This is a genomic window from Helicobacter pylori, assembly GCF_014498195.1.
GTDB lineage: Bacteria > Campylobacterota > Campylobacteria > Campylobacterales > Helicobacteraceae > Helicobacter > Helicobacter pylori_DO.
This window is the reverse complement of the sequence record NZ_JACTGH010000005.1, coordinates 48,695-67,871: the sequence shown is the minus strand read 5'-3', so window position 1 is coordinate 67,871 and position 19,177 is coordinate 48,695. Positions and strand designations below refer to the sequence as shown.

11 protein-coding genes are annotated in these 19,177 nt (G+C 41.6%); 9 read left to right on the top strand and 2 right to left on the bottom strand.

Annotation, left to right across the window (positions count from 1 at the left end; all coding sequences use genetic code 11):
* The first annotated feature begins 48 nt into the window (after positions 1–48).
* The 6 genes from rplJ (at position 49) to fusA (ending at position 12,929) form a co-directional block, all read left to right on the top strand.
* Positions 49–543 carry a 50S ribosomal protein L10 gene (gene rplJ / locus H7N67_RS03465; RefSeq protein ID WP_001171774.1) on the top strand — a complete coding sequence of 165 codons (495 nt, stop codon included), beginning with the start codon at positions 49–51 and terminating at the stop codon, positions 541–543.
* A 44-nt stretch (positions 544–587) separates the two neighbouring features.
* On the top strand, positions 588–965 hold the full coding sequence (gene rplL, locus H7N67_RS03460; RefSeq protein WP_001018223.1) for a 50S ribosomal protein L7/L12: 378 nt from the start codon (positions 588–590) through the stop codon (positions 963–965).
* A 222-nt stretch (positions 966–1,187) separates the two neighbouring features.
* On the top strand, positions 1,188–9,860 hold the full coding sequence (locus tag H7N67_RS03455) for a DNA-directed RNA polymerase subunit beta/beta' (protein WP_187939070.1): 8,673 nt from the start codon (positions 1,188–1,190) through the stop codon (positions 9,858–9,860).
* 88 nt (positions 9,861–9,948) lie between these two features.
* Positions 9,949–10,356: a 30S ribosomal protein S12 gene (gene rpsL, locus H7N67_RS03450; protein ID WP_180645683.1), complete on the top strand. Its 408-nt coding sequence runs from the start codon at positions 9,949–9,951 to the stop codon at positions 10,354–10,356.
* 15 nt (positions 10,357–10,371) lie between these two features.
* Positions 10,372–10,839 carry a 30S ribosomal protein S7 gene (rpsG, locus tag H7N67_RS03445; RefSeq protein WP_001254355.1) on the top strand — a complete coding sequence of 156 codons (468 nt, stop codon included), beginning with the start codon at positions 10,372–10,374 and terminating at the stop codon, positions 10,837–10,839.
* 11 nt (positions 10,840–10,850) lie between these two features.
* Entirely contained in the window at positions 10,851–12,929 is a 2,079-nt protein-coding gene (gene fusA, locus H7N67_RS03440) for an elongation factor G (protein ID WP_187939069.1), read from the top strand.
* A 623-nt stretch (positions 12,930–13,552) separates the two neighbouring features.
* Here fusA and H7N67_RS03435 read toward each other — a convergent pair.
* Positions 13,553–14,542, bottom strand: a complete 990-nt coding sequence (locus tag H7N67_RS03435; protein ID WP_187939068.1) for an aldo/keto reductase — start codon at positions 14,540–14,542, stop codon at positions 13,553–13,555.
* A gap of 218 nt (positions 14,543–14,760) precedes the next feature.
* On the opposite strand from H7N67_RS03435, the gene H7N67_RS03430 reads away from it, so the two are divergent.
* Positions 14,761–15,195 (top strand): hypothetical protein, encoded by a 435-nt coding sequence (locus H7N67_RS03430; protein ID WP_000744159.1) that lies wholly within the window; start codon positions 14,761–14,763, stop codon positions 15,193–15,195.
* 182 nt (positions 15,196–15,377) lie between these two features.
* Here H7N67_RS03430 and waaF read toward each other — a convergent pair whose 3' ends face one another.
* Positions 15,378–16,427, bottom strand: a complete 1,050-nt coding sequence (gene waaF / locus H7N67_RS03425) for a lipopolysaccharide heptosyltransferase II (protein ID WP_187939067.1) — start codon at positions 16,425–16,427, stop codon at positions 15,378–15,380.
* A 61-nt stretch (positions 16,428–16,488) separates the two neighbouring features.
* Between waaF and hisS the strand changes: the two genes are divergently transcribed.
* Both hisS and asd read left to right on the top strand, forming a co-directional pair.
* Positions 16,489–17,817, top strand: a complete 1,329-nt coding sequence (gene hisS, locus H7N67_RS03420) for a histidine--tRNA ligase (RefSeq protein ID WP_187939066.1) — start codon at positions 16,489–16,491, stop codon at positions 17,815–17,817.
* Positions 17,804–18,844, top strand: a complete 1,041-nt coding sequence (asd, locus tag H7N67_RS03415) for an aspartate-semialdehyde dehydrogenase (protein ID WP_187939065.1) — start codon at positions 17,804–17,806, stop codon at positions 18,842–18,844. Before hisS ends, asd begins: the two co-directional genes overlap by 14 nt.
* Positions 18,845–19,177 lie beyond the last annotated feature (333 nt).

Genomic DNA, 19,177 nt, shown 5'->3' with positions numbered 1-19,177 from the left:
TTTTAAAAAGATAATCTTGCAGAGGTCTAGTCTAGAAAGGAGGAAAAGATGCAAAAACAACATCAAAGGCAGCATAAAGTAGAGCTAGTCGCTAACTTAAAATCGCAATTTGTAGATGCCAAAGCCCTTTTAATTTGCGATTATAAGGGTCTTAGCGTGAAAAAGTTGGAAGCTTTAAGGAATAAGGCTCGTAATCAAGGCATTAAAGTGCAAGTGATTAAGAACACTCTCGCTCATATTGCCATGAAAGAGGCTGGCTATTCTGATTTGGATTTGAAAGAAACCAATGTGTTTTTGTGGGGCGGTGATCAAATCGCTCTCTCTAAACTCGTGTTTGATTTCCAAAAAGAGCATAAAGATCACTTTGTGTTGAAAGCGGGCTTGTTTGATAAAGAAAGCGTTAGCGTAGCTCATGTGGAAGCGGTTTCAAAACTCCCAAGCAAAGAAGAGCTTATGGGAATGTTGCTTTCTGTTTGGACGGCTCCGGCGCGTTATTTTGTGACCGGTTTAGACAATTTGCGTAAAGCGAAAGAAGAAAACTAAGAGCCTATGATGGCTTTAATTAAAAAAATTTGAAGGATTGGATTATGGCAATTTCAAAAGAAGAAGTGTTAGAGTATATTGGTTCATTGAGCGTTTTAGAGCTTGCTGAATTGGTTAAAATGTTTGAGGAAAAATTTGGCGTGAGTGCGACTCCAACGGTCGTAGCGGGTGCGGCTGTAGCTGGCGGTGTAGCGGCTGAGAGCGAAGAAAAAACCGAATTTAATGTGATTTTAGCCGATAGCGGTGCTGAAAAAATTAAGGTGATTAAAGTGGTTCGTGAAATCACTGGGCTTGGCCTGAAAGAAGCTAAAGACGCTACCGAAAAAACCCCTCATGTGCTTAAAGAGGGCGTGAATAAAGAAGAAGCTGAAACCATCAAGAAGAAACTTGAAGAAGTAGGCGCTAAGGTTGAAGTCAAGTAAGACTTAAAAACAGAAAGGTCTTTGTGCCTTTCTCTGCTCTAGTGTGGCAGATGATTTTGCTCCATGATTTTGTTTGTGAGCGTGTAGCCTAAAGTGGTTAGTATTGCAGGTGGGTTTTGGTATTTTTATCATGGATGGTTCTAAAGTTTAAAGATCCTTTTGCAATGCTTACTTGAATTAATGCATTAAATAACTCAAAATTTTTGATCAAAGGCTTGAAATATGTCAAAAAAAATTCCCCTAAAAAACCGCTTGAGAGCTGATTTTACAAAAACCCCGACAGATTTAGAAGTTCCTAATTTATTATTATTGCAACGAGACAGCTACGATTCTTTCTTGTATTCCAAAGATGGTAAAGAGAGTGGGATTGAAAAGGTTTTTAAATCCATTTTCCCTATCCAAGATGAGCATAACCGCATCACTTTAGAATACGCGGGTTGCGAATTTGGCAAGTCTAAATACACTGTTAGAGAAGCGATGGAGAGAGGCATTACCTACTCTATCCCGCTCAAAATTAAAGTGCGCTTGATTTTGTGGGAAAAAGACACCAAAAGTGGCGAAAAGAACGGCATTAAGGATATTAAAGAGCAAAGCATTTTCATTCGTGAGATCCCATTAATGACAGAACGCACTTCGTTTATCATTAATGGGGTGGAGCGCGTGGTGGTCAATCAGCTCCACAGAAGCCCCGGTGTGATTTTCAAAGAAGAAGAATCTAGCACTTCTTCAAACAAGCTCATTTACACAGGGCAAATCATTCCTGATAGGGGTTCGTGGCTGTATTTTGAATACGATTCTAAAGATGTTTTGTACGCTCGTATCAACAAACGCCGTAAAGTGCCTGTTACCATTTTATTCAGGGCGATGGATTATCAAAAACAAGACATCATCAAAATGTTCTACCCGCTTGTGAAAGTGCGTTATGAAAACGATAAATATTTGATCCCGTTTGCTTCATTAGACGCCAATCAAAGAATGGAATTTGACTTGAAAGACCCTCAAGGCAAGATTATCCTTTTAGCGGGTAAAAAGCTCACTTCAAGGAAAATTAAAGAGCTTAAAGAAAACCATTTAGAATGGGTGGAATACCCTATGGATATTTTACTCAATCGTCATTTAGCTGAGCCTGTTATGGTAGGGAAAGAAGTTTTATTGGACATGCTCACGCAGTTGGATAAAAACAGGCTAGAAAAAATCCACGATCTAGGCGTGCAAGAATTTGTGATCATCAACGATCTAGCGTTAGGGCATGACGCTTCCATTATCCATTCTTTCTCAGCCGATCATGAGTCTTTGAAATTGCTCAAGCAAACTGAAAAGATTGATGATGAAAACGCTCTAGCGGCGATTCGTATCCATAAGGTTATGAAACCAGGCGATCCTGTTACGACTGAGGTGGCTAAGCAATTTGTCAAAAAACTTTTCTTTGACCCTGAACGCTATGATTTGACCATGGTGGGCCGTATGAAAATGAATCACAAGTTAGGCCTGCATGTGCCTGATTACATCACGACTTTAACGCATGAAGATATTATCACCACCGTTAAATACCTCATGAAGATCAAAAACAATCAGGGCAAGATTGATGATAGGGATCACTTGGGCAATCGTAGGATCAGAGCGGTAGGGGAATTATTGGCTAATGAATTGCATTCAGGCTTAGTGAAAATGCAAAAGACCATTAAAGACAAGCTCACTACCATGAGTGGGGCTTTTGATTCGCTCATGCCCCATGACTTGGTCAATTCTAAAATGATCACTAGCACCATCATGGAATTTTTCATGGGCGGTCAGCTCTCGCAATTCATGGATCAAACTAACCCTTTGAGTGAGGTTACGCACAAGCGCCGCCTTTCAGCGCTCGGTGAAGGGGGATTGGTGAAAGACAGGGTAGGGTTTGAAGCTAGAGATGTGCACCCCACGCATTATGGCCGAATTTGTCCCATTGAGACCCCAGAAGGTCAAAACATCGGTTTGATCAACACCCTTTCCACTTTCACGAGAGTGAATGATTTAGGCTTTATTGAAGCCCCTTATAAAAAGGTTGTGGATGGCAAAGTGGTGGGTGAGACGATTTATTTGACCGCTATTCAAGAAGACAGCCACATCATCGCTCCTGCAAGCACCCCTATTGATGAAGAGGGTAATATTTTGGGCGATTTGATTGAAACGCGCGTGGAAGGTGAGATCGTTTTAAACGAAAAGAGTAAAGTTACCTTAATGGATTTAAGCTCTAGCATGCTAGTAGGGGTCGCCGCATCGCTCATTCCTTTCTTAGAGCATGATGACGCTAACCGTGCCTTAATGGGGACTAACATGCAACGCCAAGCGGTGCCCTTATTAAGAAGCGACGCTCCCATTGTAGGCACAGGGATTGAAAAAATTATCGCTAGGGATTCTTGGGGGGCGATCAAGGCCAATCGCGCAGGCGTTGTAGAAAAAATTGATTCTAAAAACATTTATATTTTAGGCGAAGGCAAAGAAGAAGCCTATATTGACGCGTATTCTTTGCAAAAAAACTTGCGCACCAACCAAAACACCAGTTTCAATCAAGTCCCTATCGTTAAAGTGGGCGATAAAGTGGAAGCCGGGCAAATCATCGCTGATGGCCCTAGCATGGATAGAGGCGAGTTAGCGTTAGGGAAAAATGTGCGCGTGGCGTTCATGCCTTGGAATGGCTATAACTTTGAAGACGCCATCGTGGTGAGTGAGCGCATCACTAAAGATGATGTTTTCACTTCCACCCACATTTATGAAAAAGAAGTGGATGCTAGAGAGCTTAAGCATGGCGCGGAAGAATTTACCGCTGATATTCCTGATGTGAAAGAAGAAGCACTCGCGCATCTTGATGAAAGCGGGATCGTTAAAGTCGGCACTTACGTGAGCGCTGGCATGATTTTAGTGGGCAAGACTTCCCCTAAAGGCGAGATTAAAAGCACGCCTGAAGAACGGCTCTTAAGGGCTATTTTTGGGGATAAAGCCGGGCATGTGGTCAATAAGAGTTTGTATTGCCCCCCCAGTTTGGAAGGCACGGTGATTGACGTAAAAGTCTTCACTAAAAAAGGCTATGAGAAAGACGCACGGGTTTTGAGCGCGTATGAAGAAGAAAAAGCCAAGCTTGATATGGAGCATTTTGACCGCTTGACCATGCTCAATAGAGAAGAATTGTTGCGCGTTAGCTCGCTCCTTTCTCAAGCGATTTTAGAAGAGCCTTTCAGCCATAATGGCAAGGATTATAAAGAAGGCGATCAAATCCCTAAAAAAGAAATCGCTTCAATCAACCGCTTCACTTTGGCTAGTTTGGTCAAAAAGTATTCTAAAGAAGTGCAAAACCGCTATGAAATCACTAAAAACAATTTCTTAGAGCAAAAGAAAGTTTTGGGTGAAGAGCATGAAGAAAAGCTCTCTATTTTAGAAAAAGATGATATTTTGCCTAATGGCGTGATCAAAAAAGTCAAGCTCTATATCGCTACAAAACGGAAGCTTAAAGTGGGCGATAAAATGGCAGGAAGGCATGGGAATAAAGGGATTGTGTCTAATATCGTGCCGGTTGCGGATATGCCTTATACCGCTGATGGCGAGCCTGTGGATATTGTCTTAAACCCTTTAGGCGTACCAAGCCGCATGAACATCGGGCAGATTTTAGAAATGCATTTAGGCTTAGTGGGGAAAGAGTTTGGGAAACAAATCGCTAGCATGCTAGAGGATAAAACCAGAAATTTTGCCAAAGAATTGCGCGCTAAAATGCTAGAAATCGCTAACGCCATTAATGAAAAAGACCCCTTGACAATCCATGTTCTTGAGAATTGCTCTGACGAAGAGCTTTTGGAATACGCTAAAGATTGGAGCAAGGGCGTTAAGATGGCTATCCCTGTGTTTGAAGGCATCTCGCAAGAAAAATTTTATAAGCTATTTGAATTAGCCAAGATCGCTATGGATGGCAAAATGGATCTGTATGATGGGCGCACAGGCGAGAAAATGAGGGAGCGCGTGAATGTGGGCTATATGTATATGATCAAACTCCACCATTTAGTGGATGAAAAAGTCCATGCCAGAAGCACAGGCCCTTATAGCTTGGTAACGCACCAGCCTGTGGGGGGTAAAGCGCTCTTTGGGGGTCAAAGGTTTGGGGAAATGGAAGTGTGGGCCTTGGAAGCTTATGGCGCAGCGCACACTCTAAAAGAAATGCTCACCATTAAATCCGATGATATTAGAGGCAGAGAGAACGCTTATAGGGCTATCGCTAAAGGTGAGCAAGTGGGCGAGAGTGAAATCCCTGAGACTTTCTATGTCTTGACTAAAGAATTGCAATCGCTCGCTTTGGATATTAATATTTTTGGGGACGATGTGGATGAGGATGGAGTGCCTAAACCCATTGTCATTAAAGAAGATGACAGGCCTAAAGACTTTAGCTCTTTCCAGCTCACTTTAGCCAGCCCTGAAAAAATCCATTCTTGGAGTTATGGGGAAGTTAAAAAGCCAGAAACGATCAATTATCGCACCCTAAAACCTGAACGAGACGGCTTGTTTTGCATGAAAATCTTTGGCCCCACTAAAGATTATGAATGCTTGTGCGGTAAATACAAAAAGCCTCGCTTCAAAGATATTGGCACATGCGAAAAATGCGGCGTGGCGATCACGCACTCCAAAGTCAGGCGTTTTAGAATGGGGCATATTGAATTAGCCACTCCTGTAGCGCATATTTGGTATGTCAATTCCTTGCCTAGCCGTATCGGCACGCTTTTGGGCGTTAAGATGAAAGACTTAGAGCGCGTGTTGTATTATGAAGCTTATATCGTTAAAGAGCCAGGCGAAGCCGCTTATGACAATGAAGGCACTAAGCTTGTGATGAAATACGATATTTTGAATGAAGAGCAGTATCAAAATATCTCACGAAGATACGAAGACAGGGGCTTTATAGCGCAAATGGGTGGCGAAGCGATCAAGGATTTGTTAGAAGAAATTGATTTGATCGCCTTATTGCAGAGTTTGAAAGAAGAAATGAAAGACACCAATTCCGATGCGAAAAAGAAAAAACTCATTAAGCGTTTGAAAGTGGTAGAAAGCTTTTTAAATTCTGGTAACAGGCCTGAATGGATGATGCTCACGGTTTTACCGGTATTGCCACCGGATTTAAGGCCTTTAGTCGCGCTAGATGGCGGGAAGTTTGCGGTCAGCGATGTGAATGAATTGTATCGTCGTGTCATCAATCGTAACCAACGCTTGAAACGCTTAATGGAGCTTGGGGCTCCAGAAATCATTGTGTGCAATGAAAAAAGGATGTTGCAAGAAGCCGTGGATGTGCTTTTTGATAACGGCCGCAGCACCAATGCGGTTAAAGGGGCTAACAAACGCCCTTTAAAATCGCTCAGCGAGATCATTAAAGGCAAGCAAGGGCGTTTCAGGCAAAACCTTTTAGGTAAGCGCGTGGATTTTTCAGGCAGAAGCGTGATTGTGGTGGGGCCTAACCTTAAAATGGATGAATGCGGGTTGCCCAAAAACATGGCGTTAGAACTCTTCAAACCGCATTTGTTATCCAAGCTTGAAGAGAGAGGCTATGCCACCACGCTCAAACAAGCTAAACGCATGATTGAGCAAAAAAGCAATGAAGTGTGGGAGTGCTTGCAAGAAATCACAGAGGGGTATCCGGTGCTACTCAACCGCGCTCCTACCTTGCACAAACAATCCATTCAAGCGTTCCATCCAAAGCTGATTGATGGCAAAGCGATCCAATTGCACCCGTTAGTGTGTTCAGCGTTTAACGCCGATTTTGATGGGGATCAAATGGCGGTGCATGTGCCTTTAAGCCAGGAAGCGATCGCTGAATGCAAGGTGCTCATGCTAAGCTCTATGAACATCCTTTTACCCGCTAGCGGTAAAGCCGTAGCCATTCCTAGCCAGGATATGGTTTTAGGGCTATATTATCTTTCTTTAGAAAAGAGCGGGGTCAAGGGCGAGCATAAGCTTTTTTCTAGCGTGAATGAAATCATCACCGCCATTGACACGAAAGAATTAGACATCCACGCAAAGATCAGGGTTTTAGATCAAGGGAATATTATCGCTACGAGCGCGGGGCGCATGATCATTAAGTCTATTTTGCCTGATTTTATCCCTACGGATTTGTGGAACAGACCCATGAAGAAAAAAGATATTGGCGTGCTTGTGGATTATGTGCATAAAGTCGGCGGTATCGGCATTACCGCAACCTTTTTGGATCATTTGAAAACGCTTGGCTTTAGGTATGCGACTAAGGCTGGTATTTCTATCTCTATGGAGGATATTATCACGCCCAAAGACAAGCAAAAAATGGTGGAAAAAGCCAAAGTAGAGGTTAAAAAAATCCAGCAACAATACGATCAAGGGTTACTCACTGACCAAGAGCGTTACAATAAAATCATTGACACTTGGACTGAAGTCAATGACAGAATGAGTAAGGAAATGATGAGCGCTATCGCAAAAGATAAAGAGGGCTTTAACTCTATTTATATGATGGCGGATAGCGGTGCAAGGGGTAGCGCGGCGCAAATCCGTCAGCTTTCAGCGATGAGGGGTCTTATGACAAAGCCGGATGGCAGTATCATTGAAACGCCTATTATTTCTAACTTTAAAGAGGGGTTGAATGTCTTAGAATACTTTAACTCCACGCATGGCGCTAGAAAGGGCTTAGCGGATACGGCGCTAAAAACCGCCAATGCGGGGTATTTGACAAGAAAGCTCATTGATGTTTCGCAAAATGTCAAGGTGGTGTCTGATGATTGCGGCACGCATGAAGGGATTGAAATCACGGATATTGCAGTAGGGAGTGAATTGATTGAACCTTTAGAAGAGCGTATTTTTGGGCGCGTTTTATTAGAAGATGTGATCGATCCCATTACCAATGAAATCTTGCTTTATGCGGACACTTTGATTGATGAAGAGGGCGCTAAAAAGGTGGTTGAAGCCGGGATTAAATCCATTACGATCCGCACCCCAGTAACTTGTAAAGCGCCAAAGGGCGTGTGCGCGAAATGCTATGGCTTGAATTTAGGCGAAGGCAAGATGAGCTATCCAGGTGAAGCGGTGGGCGTGGTAGCCGCGCAATCTATCGGGGAGCCTGGAACGCAGCTCACTTTAAGGACTTTCCATGTGGGCGGGACAGCGAGCAGGAGTCAGGATGAGCGCGAGATCGTGGCGAGCAAAGAAGGTTTTGTGCGTTTTTATAACCTTAGGACTTACACGAATAAAGAGGGTAAAAACATTATCGCTAACCGCCGTAACGCTTCTATTTTAGTGGTAGAGCCTAAGATTAAAGCGCCTTTTGGTGGGGAATTACGCATTGAAACGGTCTATGAAGAAGTCGTTGTGAGCGTGAAAAATGGCGATCAAGAAGCTAAATTCGTTTTAAGAAGAAGCGATATTGTCAAGCCGAGCGAATTAGCCGGCGTTGGCGGTAAGATTGAGGGGAAAGTGTATTTGCCTTATGCTAGTGGGCATAAGGTGCATAAGGGAGGAAGTATCGCTGATATTATCCAAGAGGGCTGGAATGTGCCTAATCGCATCCCTTATGCGAGCGAATTGCTGGTCAAGGATAATGACCCTATTGTGCAAGATGTGTATGCCAAAGAAAAAGGCGCAATCAAATACTATGTTTTAGAGGCTAACCATTTAGAGCGCACCCATGGGATCAAAAAGGGCGATATTGTGAGCGAAAAAGGCTTGTTTGCGGTGATAGCTGATGATAATGGTAGGGAAGCCGCTCGCCATTATATCGCTAGGGGTTCTGAGATCTTGATTGATGATAATAGTGAAGTGAGCACTAATAGCGTGATTTCTAAACCCACGACTAACACTTTCAAAACGATTGCCACATGGGATCCTTACAACACCCCTATCATTGCGGACTTTAAGGGTAAGGTGAGTTTTGTGGATATTATCGCAGGGGTTACGGTCGCTGAAAAAGAAGACGAAAATACCGGTATCACCAGTTTAGTGGTGAATGATTACATTCCAAGCGGATACAAACCAAGCTTGTTTTTAGAGGGGGCTAATGGCGAAGAAGCGCGTTATTTCCTAGAGCCAAAAACTTCTATCGCCATTAGCGATGGCTCTAGCGTGGAGCAGGCTGAAGTGTTAGCGAAAATCCCTAAAGCGACCGTTAAATCTAGGGATATTACTGGGGGTCTCCCAAGGGTTTCGGAATTGTTTGAAGCGAGAAAACCCAAGCCTAAAGATGTGGCGATCCTTTCTGAAGTGGATGGGATAGTGAGTTTTGGCAAACCTATTCGCAATAAAGAACACATCATCGTAACTTCTAAAGATGGTCGTCTCACAGATTATTTTGTGGATAAGGGCAAGCAAATTTTAGTGCATGCCGATGAATTTGTGCATGCGGGAGAGGCGATGACGGATGGGGTGGTTTCAAGCCATGATATTTTAAGGATCAGCGGCGAAAAAGAGCTTTATAAATACATTGTGAGCGAGGTCCAGCAAGTGTATCGCAGGCAGGGGGTAAGCATTGCGGACAAACACATTGAAATCATTGTGTCTCAAATGTTAAGGCAAGTGCGCATCTTAGACAGCGGGGATAGCAAGTTTATTGAAGGGGATTTGGTCAGTAAAAAACTCTTCAAAGAAGAAAACGCTCGTGTGATCGCTTTAAAAGGCGAGCCAGCGATTGCTGAACCGGTGCTTTTAGGGATCACCAGAGCGGCTATTGGGAGCGATAGCATCATTTCAGCGGCCTCTTTCCAAGAAACGACTAAGGTTTTAACAGAAGCCAGTATTGCGATGAAAAAAGACTTTTTAGAAGATTTGAAAGAGAATGTGGTGTTGGGGAGGATGATCCCTGTGGGAACGGGCATGTATAAGAATAAAAAAATCGTGCTGAGAGCGCTTGAAGATGACTCTAAATTTTGATATAAAAAATCGGTTAAGATTTTTAAAAGAAAAATTAGGGTAAAATGGGGGAACTTTTAGTTTTAAATTTTTAGAATAAGGAAGAATAGTGCCTACTATCAATCAGTTGATTAGAAAAGAAAGGAAAAAGGTGGTTAAAAAAACGAAATCACCTGCATTAGTGGAATGCCCTCAAAGGAGAGGGGTTTGTACTAGGGTTTATACGACTACCCCTAAAAAGCCTAACTCGGCTTTAAGAAAGGTCGCCAAAGTTCGTTTGACTAGTAAATTTGAAGTGATCAGTTATATCCCTGGTGAAGGGCATAACTTGCAAGAGCACTCCATTGTGTTAGTGCGTGGGGGTAGGGTTAAGGATTTACCCGGTGTGAAATACCACATCGTTCGTGGCGCTTTAGACACTGCAGGAGTGAATAAAAGAACGGTTTCACGCTCTAAGTATGGGACTAAAAAAGCTAAAACGACCGACAAGAAAGCAACCGACAACAAGAAAAAATAAGAGGAAAACAAAAGCATGAGAAGAAGAAAAGCACCCGTTAGGGAGGTTTTGGGCGATCCTGTTTATGGGAACAAGGTGGTAACGAAGTTTATCAATAAAATGATGTTCGATGGCAAGAAAAGCGTAGCGGAAAAAATCATCTACAAAGCTTTCAATAAGATTGAAGAAAAAAGCGGTGAAAAAGGCATTGAAGTGTTTGAAAAAGCCCTAGAAAGGGTACGTCCTTTAGTGGAAGTGCGCAGCAGGAGAGTGGGCGGGGCTACCTATCAAGTGCCGGTAGAAGTGAGGGCGAGCCGCCAGCAGTCGCTATCTATCCGTTGGATTTTAGAAGCGACCAGAAAACGCAATGAAAGGATGATGGTGGATAGATTGGCTAACGAGCTTATGGATGCGGCTAACGATAAGGGTGCGGCTTTTAAGAAAAAAGAAGATGTGCATAAAATGGCAGAAGCGAATAAAGCGTTCGCGCACTACCGCTGGTAATTGGAGTTAGAATGGCTAGAAAAACCCCATTAAACAGGATTAGGAATATCGGTATCGCCGCTCACATTGATGCCGGGAAAACCACCACTTCTGAAAGGATTTTATTCTACACAGGCGTGAGCCATAAGATTGGCGAAGTGCATGACGGCGCGGCGACAATGGACTGGATGGAGCAAGAAAAAGAAAGAGGGATCACTATCACTTCTGCGGCAACGACTTGCTTTTGGAAGGATCACCAAATCAATTTGATCGACACCCCAGGGCATGTGGATTTCACTATTGAAGTGGAGCGATCCATGCGCGTGCTAGACGGCGCGGTTTCGGTGTTTTGCTCGGTGGGTGGCGTGCAGCCTCAAAGCGAGACCGTGTGGCGTCAAGCGAATAAATACGGCGTGCCTAGGATTGTTTTTGTCAATAAAATGGATAGGATTGGGGCGAATTTCTATAATGTAGAAAACCAGATTAAGCTTCGCTTGAAAGCTAATCCTGTGCCTATTAATATCCCTATTGGGGCTGAAGACACTTTCATTGGCGTGATTGATTTAGTCCAAATGAAGGCGATTGTTTGGAATAATGAAACCATGGGAGCCAAATACGATGTGGAAGAAATCCCTAGCGATTTGTTAGAAAAGGCTAAAGAATACCGAGAAAAGCTTGTAGAAGCCGTAGCTGAGCAAGATGAAGCCTTGATGGAAAAGTATTTAGGCGGTGAAGAATTGAGTATTGAAGAAATCAAAAAAGGCATTAAAACAGGTTGTTTGAACATGAGCCTTGTCCCCATGCTTTGTGGTTCTTCTTTTAAAAATAAGGGCGTGCAGACTTTATTAGATGCAGTGATTGACTACTTGCCAGCGCCCACAGAGGTTGTGGATATTAAGGGGATTGATCCAAAGAGCGAAGAAGAAGTTTTTGTGAAGTCCAGTGATGATGGCGAGTTTGCCGGCTTGGCGTTTAAAATCATGACGGATCCTTTTGTGGGCCAACTCACTTTTGTGCGCGTGTATCGTGGCCAGCTAGAGTCCGGTAGTTATGTGTATAACTCCACCAAAGACAAAAAAGAGCGCGTGGGAAGACTCCTTAAAATGCACTCCAACAAGAGGGAAGACATTAAAGAAGTTTATGCGGGTGAGATTTGTGCGTTTGTGGGCCTGAAAGACACGCTGACTGGGGACACGCTTTGCGATGAAAAGAATGCGGTCGTTTTAGAGAGGATGGAATTTCCTGAGCCGGTCATTCACATCGCTGTGGAGCCTAAAACGAAAGCAGACCAGGAAAAAATGGGCGTAGCGTTAGGCAAGCTCGCTGAAGAGGATCCAAGCTTTAGGGTGATGACTCAAGAAGAAACCGGGCAAACTCTCATTGGCGGTATGGGTGAATTGCACCTAGAAATCATCGTGGATAGATTGAAGAGGGAATTTAAAGTAGAAGCTGAAATCGGTCAGCCGCAAGTCGCCTTTAGAGAGACTATCCGTTCCAGCGTGAGCAAAGAGTATAAATACGCTAAGCAAAGCGGTGGTCGTGGGCAATACGGGCATGTGTTTATCAAGCTTGAGCCTAAAGAGCCTGGCAGTGGGTATGAATTTGTGAATGAAATTTCTGGGGGCGTGATCCCTAAAGAATATATCCCTGCGGTGGATAAGGGTATCCAAGAAGCGATGCAAAACGGCGTTTTGGCAGGCTATCCGGTGGTGGATTTTAAAGTTACCCTTTATGATGGGAGCTACCATGATGTGGATTCTTCAGAAATGGCGTTTAAAATCGCTGGCTCTATGGCGTTTAAAGAAGCGAGTCGTGCGGCTAATCCGGTTTTACTAGAACCTATGATGAAAGTGGAAGTGGAAGTCCCTGAAGAATACATGGGTGATGTGATTGGCGATTTAAACAGAAGAAGAGGGCAAATCAATTCCATGGATGATAGATTAGGTTTGAAAATCGTGAATGCTTTTGTGCCGTTAGTGGAAATGTTTGGTTATTCCACAGATTTACGATCAGCTACCCAAGGGCGTGGGACTTACTCCATGGAGTTTGACCATTATGGCGAAGTACCTAGCAATATTGCTAAGGAAATTGTAGAAAAACGCAAAGGCTGATTTTGTAATAACGCTCTCTTGTGAGAGGGCGTTGTTGTAAGTGCTATCTAAATTCTTTCTCTTTTGAATTAAATTCTTTCTTCTTTTGAATTAAATTCTTTCTTCTTATGAATTAAATTCTTTCTTCTTATGAATTAAAAAAATTTTTTGAATGGGTTTATTCTCTCTTTTTATCCCTTTAGCTATCTTTTTTCATTTTTAGTTTGCTTATGAAATTGATTTTTCGCTCTATTCTTGTCAAATAGGGATAACTAAAATTTTTTAATTTTTTAAAAAATGGGTTTTTGGTTGCTTCGTTTAATCGTTTTAGATTTTATTTCATGGTGGAATTCGTTTTCTTAAGGGGTTAGGGGGTGTTTTGTAGCAATGCTCTTTAAAAATCCCCTAATTCATAGACCGCCTTACAAGAAATTCCGCTTGACTAACGACAAGCTCTTTTGTATTCAATCTTAAAAAACGCTTTTTGGTATTTTTCAAATTTTTATAATCAATTTTTTATTAAAACAAAGCCTTGTTAAAATGCCTTAAAAAGTTTGTCAGGGGGATAAGAACACACTGACAAACAGAAAATAACGCTCAATCTCTTTTAAAAAAGCCAATGCAATTATAAATACCCAATACTTTTATCGATTCACCATTTTATTGATTCTTTCAGGGTAGCGGGCCCCTTCTATTTTGATTGCAGTCAATTCTTTTTGGAAAATCTCCAATTCTTTTTGACTCCAAGAAACCTGCAAAGCCCCTATATTTTCTATGAGCCTGGATTCTTTGGTGGTGCCAAAGAGAGGGACAATGATTTTTTGCGTGTGCAAAATCCATGAGAGAGCCAGTTGGGCTGGTGTAACGCCTTTAGCGTGTGCATGATCTTGGATTAATTCCACCAAGATGTAATTTTTGGCTAGATTTTCTTGATTAAACCTAGGAGAAACGCTTCTAAAATCCTCACTAGTGAAGGTGGCATTTTTTTCAAATTTCGCGCCTAAAAACCCCTTACCCAAAGGCGAAAAAGCGACAAAGCCAATTTTTTCTTTTTCTAAAAAACCTAAAATCTCTTTTTCAGGTTCGCGCCACCACAAGGAATATTCGCTCTGCAACGCGCTTAAAGGGCAAATTTGATGGGCTTTTTGGATGCTAGATAACCCTGCCTCACTCATCCCCCAAGCTTTAATTTTTCCTTCTTTAATAAGAGCTTGCATAACTTCTGCCACTTCTTCTATGGGCGTGTTAGTATCCATGCGGTGTTGGTAGTATAAATCAATGCATTCTACTTTTAAGCGTTTCAAACTCCCTTCAATGGCGCTCTTAATGCGGTTAGGACTGGAGTCTAAAAACATGGTTGCGTATTTGTCATTAGGATCTGCGTAGTAAATCCCAAACTTGCTCGCTACCACAACCTTGTCTTTAAAAGGCTTGATCGCTTCGCCTAAAAGCTTTTCATTATCTTCCCCATAAGCCTCTGCAGTGTCAAAAAAGTTAATACCCAATTCCAAAGCCTTATGGATAAGTTTAACCATCTGCTTTTTATCATGGACTTCCCCATACCCATAAGTCATGCCCATGCACCCTAGAGCTAATGCACTCACTTTTAAAGGGCCTAAATGACGCTGTTGCATACAAACTCCTTGATTTCATATTGTTTTTTCAGTATAATCGAAATCTTAATTTTTTGTCAAGCTTTCTAAAACCAAAGATAATTTATCAAGTTTTTTGTATTGTAGTTTTTTTAAGGTAGCAAAACCACCAAACCAATCAAAAATTTTATTGGTTTCTATTCGTTTACTTTTGAGAAATATAATTCTCTCGCTTTTAAGATCATCACAAGGAGTTTCGTATGAAAAAGCAAATCTTGACAGGTGTTTTGTTATCAGTTTTGGCAGTGAGTTCTGCATACGCTCACAAAGATAAAAAAGACGCCAAAAAACCTGAGTTAAGCTCTCAATTAGTGGCTCACAAAGATAAAAAAGACGCCAAAAAACCTGAGTTAAGCTCTCAATTAGTGGCTCACAAAGATAAAAAAGACGCCAAAAAACCTGAGTTAAGCTCTCAATTAGTGGCTCACAAAGATAAAAAAGACGCTAAAAAACCTGAGTTAAGCTCTCAATTAGTGGCTCACAAAGATAAAAAAGACGCCAAAAAACCTGAGTTAAGCTCTCAATTAGTGGCTCACAAAGATAAAAAAGACGCCAAAAAACCTGAGTTAAGCTCTCAATTAGTGGCTCACAAAGATAAAAAAGACGCTAAAAAACCTAAAAACTCAGTGGCCTAATGGCTTTGATTCTAAAAAAGCGTTTTTAAAAACGCTTTTTTGGATGCTATTCTATAATTTCCTACCATTTTTTAAAACCTTTGATAGGATTTATCGCTCTTCTCACGCTTTCAAAAGTAAAGTTTATATATACAGAGTGTTATCAATATGGTTGTGTTTTTAAAAAAGCCCATGGAGAGTGTTTAAGGCTTTTCTAAAAGAATGTGAGCGGCTTCTAAGACTTCAAGGGGCATGATAGATCGCATGCACAAATGGTTTTTTTCGTTCTTTAAAGGGCAAACTCGTTTCTTGCATGGCGAACAGCTTAAATGGTGGTTCAATACGATCGTTTTTTGAGCTTTATAGGGGCGAGTTTCTTTTTCATCAGTGGGGCCAAAAAGAGCGATTAAGGGGGTTTGCACGCTAGCAGCCACATGCATAGGGCCGCTATCGTTAGTGATGAATAAATCTAAAACAGCGATGCATTCTATTAATTCTTCAATGCTTGTTTTCCCGCACAGATTGTAAGCGTTGTGGGATAATAAGGGGTTTTTTAATAAGCCTTTGATGAGTTTTAAAATTTCTTCAGAAACGATAGTATCTTCTTTAGCCCCAAAAAAATAAATTTCATGCCCTTTTTCTAACAAAACAGCAGAAACTTCAGCGTAATAAGAAGCTGGCCATCTTTTAGCGCTCCCATAGCTTGCGCTGGGGTTAAAGCCGATTTTTTTAGGGGTGTTTGGGGTGTGAATGGGGAGGTCAAAGGCTAATTTTAAGGGTAAAACGCTTTTTTGATCCAATTCTTTTTTTAAAAATTGCGAAAATAAAAAGCAATATTTTTCCACTTGATGATACTCTTTAGGGGCAGCAGTTATCGCATGACTGAGAAACAAAGAACGGAAAAATTGAGCAAAACCGATGCGAATAGGCGTTTTTGTTGCATAGAGCAAAAAAGCGGAATAAAAATGGTTGTTTAAGGTGATCGCTATATCGCAACGCCCTATTTTTTGAGCGAGTTTGTGAGTGGTTAGGAGCCTGAAAAAGGATTTTTTGGTGTCGTCTATGAAAACGGCTTCTATTTTTTCATCTTTTTTGAAAAGTTCGCAAGTGATTTGTGGGCCCACTAAGATAAAATGCGCGTTAGGGTAGTGGTGTTTAAGGGTGTAAAAAAGCGAGCTTGCCATCACCCCATCGCCTAACCAATTAGGCAAACGCAATAAAATACGCATGCGTTTGGGCGCATTTACGCTCATCAATAGCCCTTTTTTAAAGATTTTAAGCTAAAATTTTAGCATACAAATACAAGGAAATGGAATGATTACCCCTAAAGTGTTGAGCGGGTTTAAAGACCGCTTGCCTAAAGATGCGATACAAAAAGCCCAGTTGCTTTCTAAAGTTTCAGTCGTGTTTCAAAGTTTTGGTTTTGTGCCGATTGAAACCCCTCATTTGGAATACGCTGAAGCGCTACTACCTGATGCGAGCAGCGATATTCAAAAAGAAATTTATCGTTTTAAAGACCATGGGGATAGAGATGTGGCTTTAAGGTTTGATTTGACCGTGCCATTAGCCCGCTTTGTCTCTTTGCACCACCAAATATTAGGCATGCCCTTTAAACGCTACGCCATAGGCAATGTCTTTAGGGGCGAAAGGGCGCAAAAAGGGCGTTATAGGGAATTTACGCAATGCGATTTTGATTTTATAGGGAGCGAGAGTTTGGTGTGCGATGCTGAGATCATTCAAGTGATCATCGCTTCTTTAAAAGCCCTAGATTTAGAAGATTTTTGCGTCTCTATCAACCACAGGAAAATTTTGAATGGGATATGCGAATATTTTGGCATTGCTCAAGTGAATGAAGTGCTGCGCATTGTGGATAAATTAGAAAAGATTGGCTTGAATGGGGTTGAAGAAGAATTAAAAAAAGAGTGCGATTTGAATCCAAACACCATTAAAGAGCTTTTAGAAATGGTTCAAATCCAACAAAACGATTTAAGCCATGCGGAATTTTTTGAAAAAATTGCTTATTTGAAAGACTATAATGAAAATCTAAAAAAGGGTATACAGGATTTAGAAAGGCTATACCAGCTGCTAGGGGATTTGCAAATTTCTCAAAACCTGTATAAAATTGATTTTTCTATCGCTAGGGGGTTAGGGTATTATACAGGGATTGTGTATGAAACCACGCTTAATGATATGAAGTCTTTAGGGAGCGTGTGTTCAGGGGGGCGTTATGATCATTTGACTAAAAATTTTTCTAAAGAGAATTTACAAGGGGTAGGGGCTTCTATTGGGATTGATAGATTGATTGTGGCTTTGAGTGAAATGCAATTATTAGACGAGCGCTCCACCCAAGCCAAAGTCTTAATCGCTTGCATGCATGAAGAGTATTTTTCTTACGCCAACCGCTTAGCGGAGTCTTTAAGGCAAAGCGGGATTTTTAGCGAAGTCTATCCAGAAGCTCAAAAAATCAAAAAACCCTTTTCTTATGCTAACCATAAGGGACATGAGTTTGTGGCTGTCATTGGCGAAGAAGAATTTAAAAGCGAGACTCTAAGCTTGAAAAACATGCATTCAGGCATGCAGTTGAATTGTTTGAGTTTTTTAAAAGCCCTTGAAATCATTGGAGAAAACGATGAAGACTTATAATGTCGCTATTGTTGGGGCCAGTGGGGCGGTAGGCCAAGAGCTGATTAAAGGTTTAGAAAATTCTTCTTTCCCGATTAAAAAATTTGTCCCGCTCGCTAGCGCTAGGAGCGCTGGTAAAAAGATTAAAGCTTTCAATAGAGACTATGAAATTTTAGAAACCACGCATGAAGTTTTTGAAAAAGAAAAAATAGACATCGCCTTTTTTAGTGCTGGGGGGAGCGTGAGCGAAGAATTTGCCACAAGCGCTGCAAAAACGGCCTTAGTGGTTGATAACACGAGCTTTTTTAGATTGCATAAAGATGTGCCTTTAGTCGTGCCTGAAATCAACGCTAAAGAAATCTTTAACGCTCCTTTAAATATCATCGCTAACCCTAATTGCTCTACCATTCAAATGACGCAGATTTTAAACCCCTTACACCTTCATTTTAAGATAAAAAGCGTTATTGTTAGCACCTATCAAGCCGTGAGTGGGGCAGGGAATAAGGGCATAGAGAGTTTAAAAAATGAATTAAAAACTGCTTTAGAATGTTTGGAAAAAGACCCTGCTATTGATTTAAACCAAGTCTTGCAAGCTGGGGCTTTCCCTTACCCGATCGCTTTCAATGCGATCGCTCATATTGACACTTTTAAGGAGAATGGTTACACGAAAGAAGAGCTAAAAATGGTGCATGAAACCCATAAAATCATGGGCGTGGATTTCCCTATCAGTGCGACTTGCGTGCGCGTGCCGGTATTGAGGAGTCATAGCGAGAGTTTGAGTATCGCTTTTGAAAAAGAATTCGATCTTAAAGAAGTCTATGGAGTTTTAAAAAACGCCCCTAGCGTGGTTGTTTGCGATGATCCTAGCCATAATCTCTACCCCACGCCCTTAAAAGCGAGCCACACGGATAGCGCCTTTATTGGGCGCTTGAGGAAGGATTTGTTTGATAAGAAAACTTTGCACGGCTTTTGCGTGGCGGATCAATTAAGAGTGGGGGCAGCCACTAACGCGCTCAAAATCGCCATGCATTACATTAAGAACGCTTGAGTTTATTCAAAGATAACAAAGATGAATGCGCATGCGCTTGAATTAAGGATAAGGATCAATCTAGCCCAATCTCTAAAAAAGAGCTTTAAGTTACTAGGCTTGCGATGTTAAACAAGGGTGTAATTGAATTTCTCAAGGCTTGATTGAGAGAAATGCTAATATTTGGTAGGTCAAAAGGAATATAAAGGCTTACACTCAGGCAGAGAGTGAATGCTTAACTAGCGAGTTATTGCCTATTATTCCATTTAAAAGGGTGTGAGTTTAAGGTATAAGGGAAACTTGTATCAAGTTTTGTTGGAATGGATTAGAAAAATCTGATTGGATTGACCCTTA